We start from the raw sequence: 19,484 nt of genomic DNA, 5'->3' as shown, positions 1-19,484 counted from the left end.
CCTGATAAAAAATCAATTTCTAAATATTTACATTTGCAAGAAATTTCGCATTTTGAAAAAACTTCTTAACGAAACTATTATCTATGGAATAGGGGCAATTATGCCGAGAGTGATTGTAGTATTGCTGAATTATTTATTCATTAAGCATATTAATGTTAATGATTTTGCCATCTTCACCAATCTGTATGCATTAATTTCTTTTGTTAATATTGTTCTTTCTTTCGGCTTCGAAACGGCTTACTTCAGATTTTCCTCCAACAAGAATGACGAGCAAAAAGTCTTTAATACCTCTTTTTGGTTTTTAGCCACTTTATCTCTTGTCTTCCTTATCTTAGTATTGCTTTTCAACCAGCCTATCGCCGATGTTTTTGGCTATTCAAAGACTCCTGAATTTATACGATGGTTTGCATGGATTGCTTTTTTTGACAATCTTCTTGTCATTCCTCTGGCATGGCTGAGGTTCCATAACAAACCAATAAAATATGCTGCTGTAAGGGTAATTCAGGCAGTATTTCAAAGTATTTTTGTAATTGCTTTATTTTTATACATTCCTGAAACAATCAGCTCCAAATTTGGGCTACGGGAAAAAGTAACTTATCCGTTTTATAGTAATTTAGTCGCAAGCTTTTTGGGATTTCTTCTGGTTTTTCCCATTATTCTGAAGCTTAAATTCCAATTTTCAAAAGGTCTTTTCCTTCAGATGATCAAATATTCCTGGCCGATAATGATTGCTGGTCTTGCATTTATGGTGAATGAAAATTTTGATAAATTTATTCAAAAATTCATTATTGATGACAGCTCAGCAGGAGCCTATGGGGGATGCTACAAGATGGCGGTACTCATGACGCTGTTTGTAACGGCATACAGAATGGGGATCGAACCATTTTTCTTCAAACAAATGCAAAATGAAAATGCAAAACTAACCTATGCGAAAGTAACTGAATATTTTTCTTTTTTTGCCTCCATCGTTGCATTGGGAATCATTGCGAATGTATCATGGATAAAGCTTCTTCTGGTTCCCAATAGTTCTTATTGGATCGCCATCAACATTATCCCTATTATTGTAATTGCGAACTTGTTTTTCGGAATATATTATAACCTTTCAACCTGGTATAAAGTAACAGACAGAACCCGGGTAGGAACATATATTTCATGGACAGGCGCTATTCTTACTATTGTTTTGAATCTTGTGCTTTTGCCTAAATATGGCTTTATGGTTTCGGCATGGGTAACGTTAGCTGCTTATTTTACCATGATGGTACTATCTTATTTCCTGGGCCAAAAATATTATCCTATCCCCTACCGAATGAAAAAAATCGCGTTTTTCATATTACTTTTGGGAGTTTTCAGTTATATCATAGCAAATGTATCCGACTATAACTTCTGGATCGGAAACCTATTGTTTTTGTTCTACACAGGAATTCTATTATATACTGAGAAAAATATGTTATTAGCAAGAATGAGAAAAAACTAAACTTTGGTCTCTATTTTGATGCTAATGAATTTGAAAAATTAAACAAATATTTAATATAATACACCGTTTCAATACTATGGCTTTATTTATGAACAAAAGCCATCAGATTAAAAACAACTAAAAATACCCTAATATAACTTATGAAAATTATCGTTCCAATGGCTGGACGTGGTTCCAGATTACGTCCACATACACTAACCGTTCCAAAACCTTTGATTCCCATTGCCGGAAAACCAATTGTACAAAGGCTTGTAGAAGACATTGCTAAAGTTGCCGGTGAAGAAATTGAAGAAGTAGCCTTTATTATCGGAGATTTTGGCCCTGAAATTGAAAAATCCCTGATCCATATTGCAGAAAAACTAGGTGCAAAAGGAAGCATATATTATCAAAATGACCCTTTGGGAACGGCTCATGCCATTAAATGTGCGGAAGACTCTATGCAGGGCAATGTAGTTATCGCGTTTGCTGATACTCTTTTCCGTGCGGACTTCCAGCTTGATAAGAATTCAGATGGTGTTATCTGGGTGAAAAGTGTAGAAGATCCTTCTGCATTTGGTGTTGTGAAATTAGACAATTATGGTTTTATTACAGATTTTGTTGAGAAGCCAACAACTTTTGTATCCGACCTTGCCATTATAGGTATTTATTACTTTAACAGTGCTGAGAAGTTAATGGATGAAATCAATTATATCATGGATAATGATATAAAAAATGGAGGAGAATATCAGTTAACAACTGCATTGGAAAACTTAAGAGCAAAAGGTGCCAAATTCACTTTAGGAAAAGTAAATGACTGGATGGATTGTGGAAACAAAAATGCTACGGTAGAAACCAATAGCAAAATTCTTGCTTACGAAAGAGAAGAGATGTCTCAATATCCATCTTCGGCCGTTATCGAAAACTCGCTGATTATCCAGCCTTGCTTTATCGGTGAAAATGTAAAAATTTCGAATTCTAAGGTAGGTCCCGGGGTTTCATTGGGTAACAATACTATTATTGTAAATTCTAATATTGAAAATTCGTTGATCCAGGAAAACACAAGAATCAACCATGGAAACCTGTCTAATTCTATGATTGGTAATTCAGCACAGTATTTTGGAGTTGCCAGAGAAATTTCTTTGGGTGATTATTCTGTTTTAGATTTTCTATCTAAATAGTTATAAGAAAAGCAGCAATAAATAAGATATATTCAAACCACACAAAATGTTTTGTGTGGTTTGGCGTTAATATTGCAAAGTATTATTTTTAATCGAAAAGACAAATACATGAAAAATTGGATCCCATTAGTTTTATTACTTCTTATCTTGTCATCCTGTAAAACACGGAACGTTTCCAAAAGTGGCAACGGTGGAATTAAGGACAGCACAGTTGTGGAGAATAACAACAATCCAAAAGATGCAGGAGAACCGGTAAGGGATAAACTTACATTTTTCGAGCATGTAATAATCCCTCCTCAATTCGAACAGATTAAAATTAACAGCAAAGTTAACGTAGAAACAGGAAATTTCGTTCCTACCCTGGATGCAACGATCTATATTGAGAAAAATAAAAAAGTATGGATGAATTTATCTGTATTATTTATAAATGCTGCCAGAGGAATAGCTACTCCGGAAGGAGTAAAGGGATTTGACCGGACAAGTAAATCCTATATCGATTCTGACTTTGAATATCTGAACCATCTCTTAAATGTAAATTTCATTGATTATCAATCCCTGGAAAAAATACTTCTTGGACGAACTTTCGTAAAAGTTAACGATTCTCAGTTCATCCTTACAAAAAATGCGCAGGGTTATCAGTTGGTTTCGTCTGTGAATCAAAAGATTGTTACTGATGAAAAAACGAGAGAGTATAAAATCTCATTACAATATGATGATAATTATGATCTGCTGAACGTTCAGTTAAAGGATGTTTTATCTCCGGACCAATTAGAAATTTCTTATAGCAATTGGGCTGAATATAATGAAATTCGTCTACCAAAAAATGTTAAAATAATTATAAAAGGTTCAAAAACAAGCCAGATTTTATTAGAAAATACGAAATTTGATTTTTCGAAGATGGAAGTGGCCTATTCAGTCCCAGCCAATTATAAGAAAATTGAAATTAAATGATTAAAAAATTTAGCTTTTTAATAGGTATTTTATTGTTCGGATTGCACAATGGGCAACAAAATAAAGAACAATTGCAGAAGCAAAATGCTGAACTTAAAAAACAAATCACACAAATAAATTCAGATCTCGCTAAAACAAGAAACGAATCTAAACTCTCCATAGCTTATCTTAATAATATCAACAAAAAATTAACCCTAAGAGAAAAAGTTTACAACAACACTCAAAAGGAAAAAAGATTTATAGAAGATGATATTTATCTTCGTCAACTGGAGATCAACCGTCAAAATAAAGAATTGGCGGTACTTAGAAAAAATTACGCAGAAGTTTTAGTGAATGCTTATAAAAACAAGGGAGTACAAAACAAAGTAACCTTTATTCTTTCTGCTAAAAACCTGGGAGAAGCTATTCGTAGAGTTCAATATCTTAAAGAATATTCGGACTATCAGGATAAAAAAGCGGCTGAAATTACAGACGCTGCAAATCAGATCAAAAAAACAATTGCCCAAAGACAAAAATCGGTTGCAGATAAGCAACAACTTTTGATAGATCAACAAAAAGATCTGGCTACTATTAATGTGGAAAGAGCTCAGAAAGAGCAGCTTGTTGAGGATTTTAAGAAAAATGAATCGAAATTAACTGCTGAATTAAAACAAAAACAAGTTCAATCTAAAGCTCTTGAAGGGCAGATCAGAAGCATCATTGCAGAAGAAATCAGAATAGCAAAAGCGGAAGAAGAAGCCAGAAGAAAGGCTGAAGCTGAGAAAATCCGTTTAGCTAAAATTGCAGCGGAAAGAGAAAAAGCAAGAATAGAAGCTGAAAATAGAGCAAGAGCAGAAGCACTTGAAAGAGAAAGAAAATTAGCTGAAGCTGAAGCTAAAAGAGCCGAGGAGCTAGCCGCAAAAAGAGCTGAAGAGGAAAGAAAACGTACAGAAGAAGCAGCTAGAGCAGAGGCTAATGCAAGGGATGAAGCTCGGAAAATAGCCGCAGCAAAAGCTTCTTCGGAAGCCAATGCAAGGGCAAAAGAAGCAGCCAGCAAACTGGCAGCCGCAAAAGCAGCTGAGGCCGCATTAGAAAAGAGAAAAGACGACGAGAAAAAAGCAGCAGAAACCAAAGCGATGACGAATTTTGGAGTTTCTACTGCAGCAGGCAATAATTTTGCTGAAAACAGAGGAAAGCTAGGCTTCCCTGTTGACAAAGGCCAGATCACCCATCGTTTCGGAAGACAACCACACCCTGTTTTTAAAAATATTACAGAAGAGAATAACGGAATTAAAATCTCCGTACCATCGGGTACACGGGCAAAATCAGTATTCCCGGGATCTGTATCTTCAGTTCTGGCTAACAGTGACGGAACCAAAACGGTAATGCTGAAACACGGAAATTATTTTACGATTTATTCAAATCTGGGAAGTGTCAATGTTTCTAAAGGCCAGCAGGTTTCCGCAGGCACCATTGTAGGTACTGTAGGACAAGACTTTGATGGGTCTTATACCCTTGATTTCCAAGTATGGAACGGAACTACACCTGTTGATCCATTAGGGTGGGTTTCTTATTAAAAAAAGACTAACTTTGTAAAAAATTTAGAAATGGAAACATTAACAATACTTGCCTTATCATGGCAGCATATCCTTATCGTAGCAATTCTGCTTGTTTTACTTTTTGGAGGTAAAAAAATTCCGGAATTAATGAGAGGTGTTGGATCAGGGATCAAAGAATTCAAAGACGCAGTAAAGGAAGAAGATAAAAATCCTACTGAAAATAAAAATTCTTCGACGAACAATCCTTCAAGCAACTAAAATTCTTCAGAATTAATGAATTTCACTGAGACTGCATGGAAAGTCTTCAATCAATCTATTGAAGACTACCACGTATTTGATGACGTTAACCATCTAATTAATAATCCTTTCGAAAAAGACAGTTTGGAACGAATTTTGTACGCAAAGAACTGGATTGATACCGTTCAATGGCATTTGGAAGATATTATAAGAGATGAGAACATAGATCCGGTTGAAGCTCTTCAATTAAAGAGAACAATAGACGCCTCTAATCAGAAAAGAACTGATCTGGTGGAATTTATTGACAGCTGGTTTCTTGATAAATTTAAAAATACAACTCCTAAACCTCATGCAAAGATAAACACAGAAACACCCGCTTGGGCTGTAGACAGATTATCAATACTTGCGTTAAAGGTTTATCATATGTCATTAGAAGCAAACAGAGAATCTGCTTCAGAAGAACATCGATTAAATTGCCAGGCAAAATTAGATGTACTTCTCATACAGAAAGAGGATCTGTCGACTTCTATTAATCAGTTGCTTACTGATATTGAAAACGGTGATGTTAAGATGAAAGTATACAAACAAATGAAAATGTATAATGATGAAAGTCTTAACCCAATCCTTTATCAAAAGGGGCAACAAAAATGAAAAGATTATTTTTTTTTGGAATACTGTTTATACTAACTTCTTCTTGCGCATCGGAAAAATTAAATTTTTCTCCGTTGTCTAATAATTTTTATAGTGAAGCAAAAGGTTCAGATTCTGATAGAGGACTAAAAAAAAGCATAGACATCAATATCAAAGAAAATGTAAATGCTTCTGAAATATCCAATTTAATTTCCACCTTTCCTAAATTCAAAACTATTAGTATAAATGAAGAGGTTCTGTCGCTAAAATACAGCCTACAGAATTACTTGTATGCAATTGACGCCAACAATATTTCAGGAAAGAACAGAGCCATTAAAAGCTTTGAAAAATCTTATAAAAAAATTCAGAAACTCAGACAGGATCTTCCAAAAGATGATGATGAAATCCTAAACAGATATTTGGTAAGGTTAAAAACCAATATTTCTGTTATAGAGGATTCTCTTAAAGGAAATTAAAAACTAGTTCAACGACCTTATTATTAATGATTAAAATTCAAGCGGAAGCAAACGTTCCAACGGAACACGGAACTTTCCGAATGATCGCTTTCTCTGAAAACGAAAATGACTGGATGCCTCATATGGCTATTATCGCTGAAAATACAGATTTTTCAAAACCAGTTAATGTACGTTTCCACTCAGAATGTATTACCGGTGAAGTTTTCCATTCAAAAAAATGTGAATGTGGGCAGCAATTAGATGCAGCCATGAAATATATCCATGAAAATGGAGGAGTTATTGTTTACCTTCGTCAGGAAGGAAGAAACATTGGAATAATAAATAAGTTAAAGGCTTATTCTTTACAGGAAAAAGGATTTGATACAGTAGAAGCTAATTTAAAACTTGGACTTCCTGCAGATGACAGAAACTTCAATGTAGCCATTGAAATTTTAAATGTGCTGGAAATTAAAGATATCAATCTTCTGACCAATAACCCTGAAAAAGTAAAATATGTTACGGAAAGTAACATCCACCTTAATTCGAGGGTTCCTTTGCAAATACCCGCGAATGATATCAGCAGAGGTTATTTAAAAACAAAGAAAGATTATTTTGGTCATCTTCTGGATGACAATGATAATTAAAAATAAAACAAAGGGCTTCCGGAATAAATTCTGGAGCCCTTTTTAATTATAAAAAAACTGAAAAGATATATCTTAATTCTTAGTCTTTATTTTAGACTCGTCAATATTATAATATTTAATTACACTGTAGTAATCATTGTAATCGACAGGAGCTGCTGCAGTCTTGGAATTTTTCCCACCTGTATTAGCAGGTAAGATTACCACTCTAAATCTTTTGTTCGTATAGTACGTTGGATTAGCCGTTAGATTCAAGCTTGAGTTAACATTAATTCCTATATCAAATTTGCTAAAATCAAATGAATAATCAACAGCAACGTTGTTATTAGTAAAGAACGTATAAGGTAGTAATCTCCAGATTGGAGCATTGTTATTAGTAAGACCCGTTTGTAAGTAAATAAGCACAACATCAGATTGTACTAACTCATTTGTAAATGCATCTGAATACTGATATAAATTATCATTGGTTTTCGTAAAAGTTGGGGTAATGTCAAAAGCAGTCCCTATTGTATCATGATCCACAAAATTATTATCATCGTCTTTATTATCACAGCTGAATATAAATAAGCTGACAAAAGCTAATAGTAGGATTGGAAGAAATTTTTTCATTTTTATAAAAGTTTTAATATTATTTATAAAGCACATCCAAAACATATACCAAAAAACTTAAAAACATCCATTCTGATGATTTTTTTAATTGTATTTTTGTTCTTATTCAAAAGTTATGAACAAAATAGTTTGCACTTCTCTATTCATATTCTTATCTATCAGTTCAAAAATCGCTGCCCAGTATATACCAAAGGGCATTTCACAGTCTGATGTAAGTAAAGCAAACCAGTGGGTTAATCAAACATACAAATCGCTTTCCCAGGATGAAAAATTAGGACAGCTTTTCATTGTTGCTCTTTATACCAACAAAGGCGAGGATTATATCAACCAGGTAAGAAATATTGTCACCCGTGATAAGATCGGTGGATTGATTCTGATGCAGGATGATGCAGCAAGAGAAATATCTCTGGTAAATGAGTTTCAGCAAAAATCTAAAGTTCCGTTGATGATCGGAATGGATGCTGAATGGGGATTATATCAGAGAATCGCAGCGGCTCACAAATTTCCGTGGGCGATGACTTTAGGAGCCATACAGGATAAAAATCTTATTTACCAGATGTCCTCTAAAATTGCCGAAGACTGTAAGAGGATGGGAATCAATTGGGATTTTGCCCCGGTAGTTGATGTGAATACAAATCCTAATAACCCAATCATTGGAAACAGAAGCTTTGGTTCAGAGGTAGATAATGTCATCAGCTCTGCAATAGCATATTCTAATGGATTACAGGACAACAACATACTAGCAGCCATTAAGCATTTCCCTGGCCATGGGGACACCAGTACAGATTCACATCTGGATCTTCCTGTAGTTCCTCACCAACTCGAAAGGCTGAATGCTGTTGAATTGGCACCTTTTAAGGCTCTTATGACTAAAGGTATCGGTGGAGTAATGGTAGCTCACTTATATGTGCCAACGTTAGAATCGGGAAAAGGAATTCCTGCTTCGGTTTCCAAAAATATTATCACCGGACTTTTAAAAGAGAAGTTAGGGTATAAAGGCCTCATTATTACGGACGCACTCAATATGGGTGCAGTAGCCAATAAATATAAGCCCGGGGAATTAGATGCATTAGCCTTTAAAGCAGGTAATGATATTATGCTTTTCTCGCAGGGAGTGTCTGAAGGAAAAAAATTAATTCAGAAGGCTATTGACAATGGAGAAGTTCCACAATCAAGAGTTGAAGAAAGTGTAAAAAAAATATTACTGACCAAATATTATTTAGGGCTGGATAAATACAATCCCAAAAATCCTGAAAACATTAATAACGACCTGAATAATGATTCTCACAAACTTTTGGTTCAGAATCTTTATTCTAATGCACTTACCCTATTAAAAGATGAGCAAAAGCTACTTCCCATTACCGGAAAACAAGTGTATTATGTTCCTTTAGAGGAAGCTCCTTATCAGACGTTTGCCAATCAGCTAGGTTCAAATATCATTCTTAAAAAAGCTGACGAAATCAGTACAATTCCACCTAATTCTATAGTTATTGCAGGACTTCATAAGGATAATGCAACAGCATATAAACCATATAAAATTTCCGGAGAATCTAAAAAGATTCTTGCTGATTTAACTAAAAATCAAAAAGTTATTTTAAATGTATTTGGAAGTGCTTACGCTTTAAAAGATATCGATATTTCAAAAATTTCCACGGTTCTTGTTTCTTATGAAAACAATGATGATTCCATGATTGCAACAGCTAATGCGCTATTGGGAAAGACAAAGGTCCAGGGAAGACTTCCGGTACTTGTTAATGATCAACTAAAAGCAGGAATGGGGCTCGATTTGAATCCTGCAACTGCTTCTGAAACAAAAGTGAATTCAACTATATTTACAACATCAAAACAATAATATTCCAATGAAAATAGGCATACTTTGCTATCCAACATACGGCGGAAGCGGTATCGTAGCAACAGAACTGGGAATGTCTCTTGCTAATAAAGGCTATGAAGTCCATTTCATTAGCTCAGCCCTTCCAGCGAGACTCGATATTACCAATCCTAATATTTTTTTTCATAGGGTAAATGTTCAAACTTATCCCCTGTTTCAATATCAACCTTATGATATTGCACTGAGTTCGATGATTTACAGAGTTGTTAATCTGTATAAACTGGATTTATTGCATGCACACTACGCCATTCCTTATGCTTACGCAGCATTTACGGCTAAACAGATGCTACAGGAAGATAATAACGACATTCCTTTGGTAACAACACTTCACGGGACAGATATTACTTTGGTAGGACAACATCCCAGCTACAAACATGCTGTAGAGTTTTCAATTAACAAATCCGATGCAATTACCTCTGTATCTGAAAGTTTAAAAAAAGACACGCTACAGTTTTTCAATATTAAAAAACCAATCCAGGTGATCACGAATTTCATCGACAATTCTGAATTTGATGAATGTAATGAATGCCAGAGAACGCAGTTCGCTGATCCGGATGAAAAAATATTAATACACGTTTCCAATCTTCGCCCTGTAAAACGTGTGGATGAAGTTCTTCAAATTTTCAAGAATGTTCATAAGAAGGTAAAATCCAAACTGATAATTATCGGAGAAGGTCCGGATATGGAGAAGGTGAACCAGTTTTTAGAAGAAAATCCGGATTTGATTTCTAAAATCAGGCTTCTTGGAAAGGTAAATGACCTGTATAGAATTCTTCAGCTTTCTGACGTTTTCTTATTACCATCAGAACAGGAAAGTTTTGGATTGGCTGCATTGGAAGCCATGGCAGCGTATACTCCGGTGATCAGTTCCAACGCAGGAGGAATTCCTGAAGTAAATGTCCAGGGAGAAACAGGATTCTTAGCTGAAATCGGAAATGTAGAAGCTATGAGCAACTATACGATCAAGTTATTGAGCAATGATGAACTTTTAGCCAAAATGAAGATAAATGCGAAAGAACAGGCGATAAAATTCGATTTGAAAAACGTTCTTCCTATATATGAAGAAATGTACAAAACAACCATAGAAAATTTTAAAAACGAGTTGTCAAAAGTATAATAGATCTATTATATTTGTGACACACTCATGACGGAAAAATTACTTCAATATCTTTGGAACTTTAAAGTTTTCAAAAATTTTGACTTCAAGGATATTGAAGGAAATTCCGTTGAGATCATACATTTCGGGAAATGGAATACCAATGCCGGGCCTGATTTTCTTCTGGCTTCCATTAAAATCAATAACCTCATCCTGAGTGGAAACATAGAGCTTCATGTAAAGTCTTCAGACTGGATCTTCCATAATCATTCCGGGGATCCCAACTATCAAAATATTATTCTTCATGTTGTTTTTCAAAATGATATTGAGATTGAAGAATTTAATAATAAAAAAATTCCTACTCTTGAACTGAAGAATTATATTGATGAAAATATTCTGTGGAAATATGAGAAACTCATCAAAGAAAATCATTTTATTCCCTGCGAAAGTATTTTTGATCAGCGTAATATTCCTCTTCATTTCCACGAAGAAAATGTTTTAAGAAAACTAAATGAAAAATCAGAGGAACTGGAACATGCTTTACAACAGTCAAAAAACAATTTCGAAGCTATCCTCTTTCATAGTCTTGCCTATTCTTTCGGACTAAAAGTAAATGCCTATATATTCAGACAAATTGCTGAAAGTATTGATTACAGTGTCATCAATAAAATCAGGCAAAACCCAACACATCTTGAAGCCTTATTCTTTGGGATTTCGGGGTGGCTTGAGGACACGGAAGACGAACAAATGGAAATCTGGAAACGGGAATTTCAGTTCATAAAGGTAAAATACCGAATCCTGGACATGAGGTTTCCACCTAAATTTTTAAGGTTAAGACCTCCTAATTTTCCTACCATCAGACTTTCACAACTAGCCGATCTTTATCACCGGCATCAAAATTTATTTTCTAAAGTCATACATTCAAAAAATAGTAAGGACTTGTTTGATATTTTTAAGAACGTACAGGCGTCCGGCTACTGGAATACCCATTTTAAATTTGGGAAAATTTCCTCAGTTAATAAGGTTAAAACATTAAGTAATGACTTTATTGAGCTGATTATATTAAATACGATTCTGCCATTAAAATACACTTATCATAAATATCATCATGAAGAAATTACAGACGATATATTGAAATTTTATACGGAAATAGCTCCGGAAAAGAATACTATTATTAAGTCCTGGAAAAATCTGAACATGAAAATTACCAGTTCCTTAGAAACCCAAAGCCTCATTTATCATTTTAAAAATTCCTGTGAAGAAAAAAATTGCTTAAATTGCAGTATTGGATTTAAACTTTTAAAAGATTCTTAGATGCTTGATAATATCCGTCACAAAATGGAAAGAGAATGGTTTGGTGTTCTTACAAGAATGGGCGCTAAACTTGGGATTCCTGTTTCTAAACTTCGGGTATTCTTCATTTACTCAACTTTCGCCACGGCGGGTTTCTTTTTTCTTATCTATCTGGGATTAGCGTTTACGCTTTGGATTAAAGATATTTTCATCACAAGGAGACCAAGTGTTTTTGATTTATAATTATGGAATTTTTACCTATAACTTCACCGGAAGACTACAAAATAAAAGATATTTATCACTCCTACTCCACAACCTTTCCGGAGGATGAAAGAAGAGACTGGGATCAGTTTGTGAAGTTATTCAGCAATCCTCATGTGAAGGTTATTTCTGTATTGCACGAATCTAAAGCGATTGGATATCTTATTCTCTGGGAATTAAGCGATTACATTTTCGTAGAACATTTTGAGGTTTTTGCAGAGTTCAGAAGCCAGAAACTAGGTTCTCATATTACAGGATACTTATTCAAAAATTATCCAAGGATTATTCTTGAAATTGAACCAGCCCATATTGGGGAAGATGCTCAGAGACGATATTCTTTTTACCAGAAAAACGGATTCTCATTAATAGAAGAAATGTATGTACAGCCAAGTTACGGGGAAGGTAAGCAGCCCTTAGACTTATGGTTGCTGGCAAATTATTCTCCTGCAGATCTTAAAAAGATAAAAGAAGAAATTTATGATGTTGTTTATCATTAAAATATAAAAAGCCAGCACAATCTGCCGGCTTTAAATTTATCGTACATTTTGGAACTTTAAATGGTCAATAAGTTTAATACAGTTCCCATTAATTCACTTCATACTCCAGTTTTATCGTGATACTTGCCACTTTCTCTTTAGAGGTTGTGTTAAAAGCCCCACCATAAGAATAATCTTCATTTGAATTAGGTGCAGTGATCTGGATAACTCCCATGGTTGCCTTTTTTAAACTTCCAAGACCACTTCCTGAGTTTTCCGCAATTTTTTCCGCGCGTTCTCTGGCATCTTTTGTAGCGGTAGCGATCATTTCCTGCTTTACAGCAGTTAGCTTTGTATAAAAATAAGATGGCGAAGAGGATGTAAATTCTATTCCCCGATTGATAATCTCTGTAATATTTCTTGAAAGGCTTTCGATCTTAGCCACTTCCTTACTTTCTATAGAAACAGTCTGCGTTAGATTATATCCTGAAAATTCTCCCTGGACACTATTTCCATTGGCATCATTATAATTACGAAATTGTTTCTGAATGTCTACTGAGGAATAAATAATTTCATTTTGCTTTATTCCTTTTGAAATCAGATAATCATTGATCACTTTTTTATCGGCAAGCAACCCGTCGTAAGCAAGTTTTAAGTCAAAATTATTTTTTGAGAAACTTCCGGACCATGTAATAAGGTCTGATGTAAATTGCTTTGTTCCCAATCCAGTTACAGAGATTGTATTTTCAGATTTATTTCTGTTTTTAATAGCATTTCCCAGTAGTCCCAGTCCAAGAACAAAACCAATGGCTGCAATAGCCATTACTATGATATTTCTGTTCATAAAATTTTGTGAATTTGATTGATTGGTCATTTAAATTTAAATTTTCTTATGAACGGATACATCAATTTCTATTCCGTAATTTTAAGATTTCTTTAACAAATCGTTCAATCCTTTTTTAATCGTTCCAAAAATGCCGGCATAGTTTCTTCTAATCTCAGCAACACCCCCGAGAGATTCCTTGCTTTTACATAAGTTCGGGCCTGTGGTTTGATAACAAAAGAAAACTCTATAAATTCCGAGATTCTTTCCGCAGGAATCCCTGCATTAGTAAAATAATCATCATCCACTCTCTTTCTCACCCATAAAATATTGTCCTGCAGATCGTCATATCTGTATTGACGTTTTTGTCTTCTTGCTTTTCCACTAATGAGATCAAAGGCTCCCTGAACATTCAGCTGTCCTAAAAGTATCGGAAGTAGTACCTGTTTTACTTCTGCCGGTTTTTCCCTCATTTTTCCAACAGGTTGTGGAAGGCCCACTGCCTGCTGAACAATTTCCCCTTTGTCAACTTTAGCAACACTTCTTGAATCCTTAGCCAGGTCCCCGGATAATTTCTTTACCTCTACTTCCTCTATTTCTTCAGGAATTTTTATCATTGTTATGAAAAGTTGAGAATCAACACCATCTGCAAAAACTCTTTTAGAAATCCTTTCATATCCAGGTCTTACAAACCTTAATTCATCATTTTTTGAAGCTTCAATAGAAAACTCGCCCGAAGAATTACTATAGACTTTCTTATCTGTTGAAAGGTTGATGACCGTAACAGATCCAAGATTAATGTCATTATCATCTGTTATTTTCCCCGTAACGATCTGTTGCGAATAGGCAATTCCATATATAAACAAAACAATAAATAAAATTATATTTTTCATTTAATTATGATTGTTTTATTGCACTATTAATTTTTAATTACGTGGGTCTTGTCGTATTCTATGAAAGCAATTCTTAGTTCTGATTCGATCACGCTTTTATTAAAAGTTTTCCTGTATTTTTTTGCAAGATACCTTTTATCGTTAGCATATACCAGAAATTCATCTATCTGCTCTTCATTCATTCCCTTTTCTACAAGAAAATCTAAATTGATCTCCAGTTTAAGCCTGTTAATGAAATTTTGGGTTTCATAATAATCAGGTTTGGTAACTTTGGGTTGGCTTGCTTTTTTTACAAGACCTATACCCGTGAGAAACAATTTGACCATATCGACCTGTCCTACATTAAAATCATGTCCACTAAAGGTTTTAGGAATTTTGTTCTCGGGTAATGGCTCTTTCAAAGGGCTTCTCATATAGGCATCCATTTCAGATTTCAATACAAGGGTCTTCCTTGCCTGATCATAATGTTTGCTATCTTTTTCCAGATTACCTGTGGGTTTATAAGGAATTTCAACTTCCGGAATTAGAGTTTCAATCTTGAGGAGTTTAATATCTAATGGTAAATTTATATTCTCCTTATTGATCTTCTTATCAACACGGTAATAATCTTGCTTTAAAAAGCGGATCTCTTCGTTTTCCTTAGCTTCAATTATAAATTGACCGGAAGAATCACTTTGAGTTTTTGTGTTGTTGGAAATATTGTAGATAAGAACAGACGCCAGAGCATTATTATTCTCATCCGCTACTCTGCCTGAAATCTTTTGTTGCGAATAAAAATGGGCAAAAGCAAAGCACGGTACGATATACAAAGTATTTTTAATCATAAAACATTCATAGATTATCTCTGGGTTTGAGGAGCGCGATATGAGGAAATTCTAGCCAGTACAGCTCTTTGAAATCTCATCAGGTCTGCATCACTGCAAAAACCGTATTTAAGGATCTGTCTCCTCTCAAAACCTGATCTTAAGACATAATAAATGAAATGCTCGATTAAAGATTTATCTATTTTTAAATCTATAAAATACTGATCTCCGAGGCTTTCACGCAAGTAACGCATGAGATCCACATCGTCCCACTTATCTTTCACTTTCCCGATTGAAAACCCTTGTCCTTTTGGCTGGACAAACTCTCCTGCTTTTGCCGCCAGGATTCTCGGATCAGATTTTTGGGCAATGTATTTGTCAATATCTTGGGTTAACTTTTCTACTTTTCTGGGTCTGTTCAGGTTTTTAGAATCTACTTTCAGGTCGCCTGTGAGTCCCTTCTTTACTTCGACCTCTTCAATAAGAGTAGTCTGCCGGATTAACGTTATGCTTAAAGGAGCTGAAATATTGTCTTTTGTAATTCTCCTGTTCATCCTTTCGTAACCGCTTTTTATAAATCGAAGTTCATCTCCTTCCCTGCCCGAGATCATAAAATGTCCATCAGCATTAGTGGTTACACGTTCATCAGTTCTTATGTTGATTACAGTAACATCAGGCATTTCTATATGCTCTTCTGAAGTTATTTTTCCGAAAAGATAATCCTGTGCCTTTATTTTTTGAATGAAGAAAATAAGTGATAAAAGAAAAAGTAGTTTTAATTTCACGGAAAGTTTTTTTATAAAACAAATCTAAACTTATTTTTAATGTTTTCCACAAGTTTAACCACAGTTAACGCGTTTTAGCATTTTTTTTGATTTTCCATTCTGATTTTGTTAAAGCACCATTTTCAATTGTTAAAATTTCATTTAAATTTTAGCTAACTTGCATCTTCAATTCATCTCAAAAAATGCAAAATTCTTATACAGTAATCAATGCTTCCGCCGGTTCCGGAAAGACCTATGCGCTGGTTCAGAGGCTCCTGATGATCTGTCTTCGTTATCCTAATCAGCAGCATGCCATCAGAAATATTCTGGCATTAACGTTCACCAACAAAGCGGCCAATGAGATGAAGGAAAGAATTTTATCCTGGTTGGGAGCCTTTTCTGCAAGCAACTTCGCTGACAATAATGATTTAAAAAACATTCAGAAAGTTTTTGAAGAAGAAGGTTTAAAGATAACCATTGATGAATTGCACATCCGGTCTAAAAAATTACTGGATTATATTCTTCATAATTATTCTACCTTAAATATTGGTACAATCGATCGTTTTAATTCCCGCCTGGTAAGAAGTTTTTCTTACGAATTAGGGTTAGCTAAAAATTTTAATCTCGAGATTGAAGCAGAGCCTTTCCTCATTGAAGCTGTAGACAAAATGCTTGATCAGATCGGTGAGAATGATGCAATATCAAATTCTTTCATGGATTATGTGGATTACAGTCTGGAAAATAACGAGCGAATCAATCTTAACAAGAACCTTTATGACTCTGCAAAAGAGTTTGTAAAAGATATTCACTATGAACAGCTGAAAAGCAATACCAATTTTGACGATTCCAATTATGAAAATATAAAGAATACTATCCGGAAAGAGATTGTATTTAATAAGAAAAGAGCTGTTGAAATCGCTACGAAATCTATTGATCTTTTTAAATCAAGAAATATCGATGTTGAGGACTTTGCACAAGGTAAAAACGGTATTGGAGGATTTTTTACTAAAGTTCTGGATTTTTACCATCAGAAGAGACCTGGTTTTCCTTTTCCAACAACTCAGGAAGACTCTGTGGTTAATAATTACAGAAAAGGAGCCGCCTCAAAATCAAAAAGTAAAGAGCCTGAAATTCTAGAAACTCTTGATGAATTATTAGAAAACAGAATGCAGCTTATTCTTCTTTATATTGAAACACAGAAAAAGGAGAAAATATTATCTGCATTACTTCCTTTAAAAGTAAACAAGGACATTCAGGATGAATTAAAAAAAATTGAAGAGGAAAATGATCTTGTTCTCCTTTCTAAATTTAATATCCTCATCAATGAAAACCTGAAAAATGAACCTTCGGCTTTTATTTATGAAAAAGTAGGCTCCCAGTTTCAGCACTATTTTTTTGATGAATTTCAGGATACTTCGGAATTACAATGGCAAAATTTCGTCCCATTAAGAGACCATAGTGTCTCGACAGAGAATACAACATTTACATTGGTAGGTGATCCCAAACAAAGTATTTACAGATTTAGGGGTGGTGAGAGCAAGCTCATGCTGGACATTATCAACAAAAAAGAAATTTCTCCCAAACAAGCCGAACTTCTTGTATTAAAAGATAATTGGCGAAGTGCAAAAAATATTGTTCGATTCAATAATGAACTGTATCAATTTCATGCCTTAAATCTTGAAGAGGAACATAAGAATATATTTGGGACGGATGCCGAACAAAATCCTAAATCAGAAATTGATGGAAGGGTCAAAGTAAATCTTATTGAAAATCTCACCAATGAGGATTTCTACAATGACACTTCCGAAAGAATGCAGAAAGACATTCAGGATTGTCTTGACAACGGATTCAGGTTTGCAGATATTACTATTCTATGTCGTGGCAATTTTGATATTTTCAGCTATTCACAGAAGCTAGGGAACCTGAAAGTGAGGTATAAAGGAGAAGAAACCAATATTAAAACCATATCAGATAAAGGACTGACGCTAGAACTCTCAAATACCATTAAGGCTGTCATTGAGTTCTTAAAATGGGAAACCAATCCTAAAAACAAAACCAATTTAATCATGATGATGTATTATCTGAATAAATTGGGAAAAGTAAATATGCCGGATTTTACCCTGAGTATGAAAGAAATTCTGGATATTGAATCCCACGATGACATCCTCCAGTTTATCCAAAACAAATATGCTTTACGACTAAAACAAGATCACTTCCCCCGATTTAATTTATACAATTTTGTAGAGTACTATATTAATGAGTTTTCTTTTGATAATAAAGAAACCGACTTCCTGTTAAACTTTCTTGAAATGCTCTTTAACTTTACTCAAAATGCAGGAGCGAGCACTAAAGAATTTTTAAAATACTGGGATGAAGAAGCCTCCACATATACCATTCAAGCCTCAGAAAATATTGATGCTATCCAGATCATGACGATTCATAAAGCCAAAGGACTTGAGTTTCCGGTTGTTTTTATTCCTATGATGAATAAAAACCGTGATGCTGAATTTTCCAACTGGTTTGAAACCAACAGCAATGAAGCTTTGAAATCTGTTAATATCAATCAGTTTAGCAAAAGCCTGGAAGTCTATGATGAAGAAATTGAAAAATTCAATAAGAAGAATTCCTATAAAAATCTGATAGACAGGTTGTGTCTTCAGTACGTAGCCACTACACGTCCTGTAGAACAGCTGTTTTTCTATATTCAGAAACAAAATAAAACTTCAAATAATCTCGAAATCCTGGAATTTATTCAAGGTAAAAATACAGAACAGTCCGATGAATTTGATCTTTATGAGGTACATCCTGAAATGCTCAAAAAAAACTCTAAAGCCAAAACCTCATCTTTCAGGACAAAAGATATCAGGAATCTCAAAAATATCAACGAAAAAAATACATCTGTAAAAATTGCGACACCATCCAAGAACTATCAGGTTCGCAATGAGAAAGTGAGGATAGGACTTTTCGTTCACGAACTGTTATCTAAGATCAATACTAAAAAAGATATTCAGAAAGTATTGGAAAGCTACCTTCTTGAAGGGCAAATCACAGTAACTGAAAAGAATGAAATTGAGGAAACGCTTCAGGAAATCGTTACAACTCATGCTGAATTCTTTGACGAAAGATGGGAAGTAATCAACGAGAAAGATATCATGATCTCCGAAAGAGGGGAAAGCAGAATTTACCGCCCGGACAGGATTTTGAAAAATGGTGAAGATTATATCATTGTAGATTTTAAAACCGGAGAAGTCACTGAAAAAAATGACCGTCAAATTGAAACTTATAAAAGTGTACTGGAAAGTCTCGGAAGGAAAGTTATCAAGACCCAGCTCATCTATTTATAACGCAAAATCCCTTTAAAAGAAGGATTGCAGGGATCTTTAAAATTTACAAATCGTAGAATTACGACAAAATATCGTAGAACTACGACATGAAATCGTAGAACCACTACAAAAATCAAATCTTGTCTTTAAAAATTTTTGAGTCCGATTA

Annotated in this window: 19 protein-coding genes; 14 read left to right on the top strand and 5 right to left on the bottom strand. The window is 34.4% G+C overall.

The window, feature by feature from the left end; translation table 11 throughout:
• Nucleotides 1-52 precede the first annotated feature (52 nt).
• The 8 genes from PFY10_16185 (at nucleotide 53) to ribA (ending at nucleotide 7,086) form a co-directional block, all read left to right on the top strand.
• Nucleotides 53-1,474: an oligosaccharide flippase family protein gene (locus tag PFY10_16185; GenBank protein ID WBV55762.1), complete on the top strand. Its 1,422-nt coding sequence runs from the start codon at nucleotides 53-55 to the stop codon at nucleotides 1,472-1,474.
• Nucleotides 1,475-1,614: 140 nt separating this feature from the next.
• Nucleotides 1,615-2,631, top strand: a complete 1,017-nt coding sequence (locus PFY10_16180) for a sugar phosphate nucleotidyltransferase (GenBank protein WBV55761.1) — start codon at nucleotides 1,615-1,617, stop codon at nucleotides 2,629-2,631.
• A gap of 108 nt (nucleotides 2,632-2,739) precedes the next feature.
• Nucleotides 2,740-3,582: a DUF4292 domain-containing protein gene (locus tag PFY10_16175; GenBank protein ID WBV55760.1), complete on the top strand. Its 843-nt coding sequence runs from the start codon at nucleotides 2,740-2,742 to the stop codon at nucleotides 3,580-3,582.
• The gene (locus tag PFY10_16170) at nucleotides 3,579-5,138 is read left to right on the top strand and encodes a peptidoglycan DD-metalloendopeptidase family protein (GenBank protein ID WBV55759.1); all 1,560 of its coding nucleotides are present in this window, start codon (nucleotides 3,579-3,581) and stop codon (nucleotides 5,136-5,138) included. Before PFY10_16175 ends, PFY10_16170 begins: the two co-directional genes overlap by 4 nt.
• Nucleotides 5,139-5,168: 30 nt before the next feature.
• Nucleotides 5,169-5,378, top strand: coding sequence for a twin-arginine translocase TatA/TatE family subunit (locus PFY10_16165; protein WBV55758.1), 210 nt, complete (start codon nucleotides 5,169-5,171; stop codon nucleotides 5,376-5,378).
• 15 nt (nucleotides 5,379-5,393) lie between these two features.
• On the top strand, nucleotides 5,394-6,008 hold the full coding sequence (locus tag PFY10_16160) for a DUF4254 domain-containing protein (GenBank protein ID WBV55757.1): 615 nt from the start codon (nucleotides 5,394-5,396) through the stop codon (nucleotides 6,006-6,008).
• On the top strand, nucleotides 6,005-6,463 hold the full coding sequence (locus PFY10_16155; GenBank protein ID WBV55756.1) for a hypothetical protein: 459 nt from the start codon (nucleotides 6,005-6,007) through the stop codon (nucleotides 6,461-6,463). The genes PFY10_16160 and PFY10_16155 overlap by 4 nt, the downstream gene beginning before the upstream one ends.
• A gap of 26 nt (nucleotides 6,464-6,489) precedes the next feature.
• Nucleotides 6,490-7,086 carry a GTP cyclohydrolase II gene (ribA, locus tag PFY10_16150; GenBank protein ID WBV55755.1) on the top strand — a complete coding sequence of 199 codons (597 nt, stop codon included), beginning with the start codon at nucleotides 6,490-6,492 and terminating at the stop codon, nucleotides 7,084-7,086.
• Between the two features lie 72 nt (nucleotides 7,087-7,158).
• Here the strand turns inward: ribA and PFY10_16145 are convergent, their stop codons facing one another.
• The gene (locus tag PFY10_16145; GenBank protein WBV55754.1) at nucleotides 7,159-7,692 is read right to left on the bottom strand and encodes a hypothetical protein; all 534 of its coding nucleotides are present in this window, start codon (nucleotides 7,690-7,692) and stop codon (nucleotides 7,159-7,161) included.
• A 115-nt stretch (nucleotides 7,693-7,807) separates the two neighbouring features.
• On the opposite strand from PFY10_16145, the gene PFY10_16140 reads away from it, so the two are divergent.
• The 5 genes from PFY10_16140 to PFY10_16120 are packed head-to-tail and all read left to right on the top strand — an operon-like array spanning nucleotide 7,808 to nucleotide 12,730.
• Entirely contained in the window at nucleotides 7,808-9,544 is a 1,737-nt protein-coding gene (locus PFY10_16140; GenBank protein WBV55753.1) for a glycoside hydrolase family 3 protein, read from the top strand.
• Between the two features lie 7 nt (nucleotides 9,545-9,551).
• Nucleotides 9,552-10,700 (top strand): N-acetyl-alpha-D-glucosaminyl L-malate synthase BshA, encoded by a 1,149-nt coding sequence (gene bshA, locus PFY10_16135; GenBank protein WBV55752.1) that lies wholly within the window; start codon nucleotides 9,552-9,554, stop codon nucleotides 10,698-10,700.
• Nucleotides 10,701-10,727: 27 nt separating this feature from the next.
• Complete coding sequence (locus PFY10_16130; protein ID WBV55751.1) at nucleotides 10,728-11,993, top strand: DUF2851 family protein; 1,266 nt, start codon at nucleotides 10,728-10,730, stop codon at nucleotides 11,991-11,993.
• Nucleotides 11,994-12,215: a PspC family transcriptional regulator gene (locus tag PFY10_16125; GenBank protein WBV55750.1), complete on the top strand. Its 222-nt coding sequence runs from the start codon at nucleotides 11,994-11,996 to the stop codon at nucleotides 12,213-12,215. It abuts the gene before it with no gap.
• 2 nt (nucleotides 12,216-12,217) lie between these two features.
• On the top strand, nucleotides 12,218-12,730 hold the full coding sequence (locus PFY10_16120; GenBank protein ID WBV55749.1) for a GNAT family N-acetyltransferase: 513 nt from the start codon (nucleotides 12,218-12,220) through the stop codon (nucleotides 12,728-12,730).
• An 88-nt stretch (nucleotides 12,731-12,818) separates the two neighbouring features.
• On the opposite strand, the gene PFY10_16115 is transcribed toward PFY10_16120, so the two are convergent.
• The 4 genes from PFY10_16115 to PFY10_16100 all read right to left on the bottom strand — a co-directional run bounded on the left by PFY10_16115 (nucleotide 12,819) and on the right by PFY10_16100 (nucleotide 16,013).
• Entirely contained in the window at nucleotides 12,819-13,553 is a 735-nt protein-coding gene (locus PFY10_16115) for an SIMPL domain-containing protein (GenBank protein WBV55748.1), read from the bottom strand.
• A gap of 104 nt (nucleotides 13,554-13,657) precedes the next feature.
• The gene (locus tag PFY10_16110; protein WBV55747.1) at nucleotides 13,658-14,425 is read right to left on the bottom strand and encodes a carboxypeptidase-like regulatory domain-containing protein; all 768 of its coding nucleotides are present in this window, start codon (nucleotides 14,423-14,425) and stop codon (nucleotides 13,658-13,660) included.
• 26 nt (nucleotides 14,426-14,451) lie between these two features.
• A complete protein-coding gene (locus tag PFY10_16105; GenBank protein WBV55746.1) occupies nucleotides 14,452-15,249 on the bottom strand; it encodes a carboxypeptidase-like regulatory domain-containing protein in 798 nt (265 codons plus the stop codon).
• A gap of 14 nt (nucleotides 15,250-15,263) precedes the next feature.
• Nucleotides 15,264-16,013 carry a hypothetical protein gene (locus PFY10_16100; GenBank protein ID WBV55745.1) on the bottom strand — a complete coding sequence of 250 codons (750 nt, stop codon included), beginning with the start codon at nucleotides 16,011-16,013 and terminating at the stop codon, nucleotides 15,264-15,266.
• Between the two features lie 182 nt (nucleotides 16,014-16,195).
• Here PFY10_16100 and PFY10_16095 point away from each other — a divergent pair, with 182 nt between their 5' ends.
• Nucleotides 16,196-19,336 carry a UvrD-helicase domain-containing protein gene (locus PFY10_16095; GenBank protein WBV55744.1) on the top strand — a complete coding sequence of 1,047 codons (3,141 nt, stop codon included), beginning with the start codon at nucleotides 16,196-16,198 and terminating at the stop codon, nucleotides 19,334-19,336.
• The last annotated feature ends 148 nt before the right edge of the window (nucleotides 19,337-19,484 follow it).

This window comes from Chryseobacterium daecheongense, assembly GCA_027920525.1.
Classification (GTDB): domain Bacteria; phylum Bacteroidota; class Bacteroidia; order Flavobacteriales; family Weeksellaceae; genus Chryseobacterium; species Chryseobacterium proteolyticum.
Note: the sequence above shows the minus strand (reverse complement) of the source record. Positions and strands in the feature narration are given on the sequence as shown.

Bases quoted from the DNA above. Each gene is read 5' to 3' on its own strand.
- PFY10_16180 (WBV55761.1), top strand. From the start codon at position 1,615: ATGAAAATTATCGTTCCAATGGCTGGACGTGGTTCCAGATTACGTCCA.
- PFY10_16175 (WBV55760.1), top strand. From the start codon at position 2,740: ATGAAAAATTGGATCCCATTAGTTTTATTACTTCTTATCTTGTCATCC.
- PFY10_16170 (WBV55759.1), top strand. From the start codon at position 3,579: ATGATTAAAAAATTTAGCTTTTTAATAGGTATTTTATTGTTCGGATTG.
- PFY10_16165 (WBV55758.1), top strand. From the start codon at position 5,169: ATGGAAACATTAACAATACTTGCCTTATCATGGCAGCATATCCTTATC.
- PFY10_16160 (WBV55757.1), top strand. From the start codon at position 5,394: ATGAATTTCACTGAGACTGCATGGAAAGTCTTCAATCAATCTATTGAA.
- PFY10_16155 (WBV55756.1), top strand. From the start codon at position 6,005: ATGAAAAGATTATTTTTTTTTGGAATACTGTTTATACTAACTTCTTCT.
- ribA (WBV55755.1), top strand. From the start codon at position 6,490: ATGATTAAAATTCAAGCGGAAGCAAACGTTCCAACGGAACACGGAACT.
- PFY10_16145 (WBV55754.1), bottom strand. From the start codon at position 7,692: ATGAAAAAATTTCTTCCAATCCTACTATTAGCTTTTGTCAGCTTATTT.
- PFY10_16140 (WBV55753.1), top strand. From the start codon at position 7,808: ATGAACAAAATAGTTTGCACTTCTCTATTCATATTCTTATCTATCAGT.
- bshA (WBV55752.1), top strand. From the start codon at position 9,552: ATGAAAATAGGCATACTTTGCTATCCAACATACGGCGGAAGCGGTATC.
- PFY10_16130 (WBV55751.1), top strand. From the start codon at position 10,728: ATGACGGAAAAATTACTTCAATATCTTTGGAACTTTAAAGTTTTCAAA.
- PFY10_16125 (WBV55750.1), top strand. From the start codon at position 11,994: ATGCTTGATAATATCCGTCACAAAATGGAAAGAGAATGGTTTGGTGTT.
- PFY10_16120 (WBV55749.1), top strand. From the start codon at position 12,218: ATGGAATTTTTACCTATAACTTCACCGGAAGACTACAAAATAAAAGAT.
- PFY10_16115 (WBV55748.1), bottom strand. From the start codon at position 13,553: ATGAACAGAAATATCATAGTAATGGCTATTGCAGCCATTGGTTTTGTT.
- PFY10_16110 (WBV55747.1), bottom strand. From the start codon at position 14,425: ATGAAAAATATAATTTTATTTATTGTTTTGTTTATATATGGAATTGCC.
- PFY10_16105 (WBV55746.1), bottom strand. From the start codon at position 15,249: ATGATTAAAAATACTTTGTATATCGTACCGTGCTTTGCTTTTGCCCAT.
- PFY10_16095 (WBV55744.1), top strand. From the start codon at position 16,196: ATGCAAAATTCTTATACAGTAATCAATGCTTCCGCCGGTTCCGGAAAG.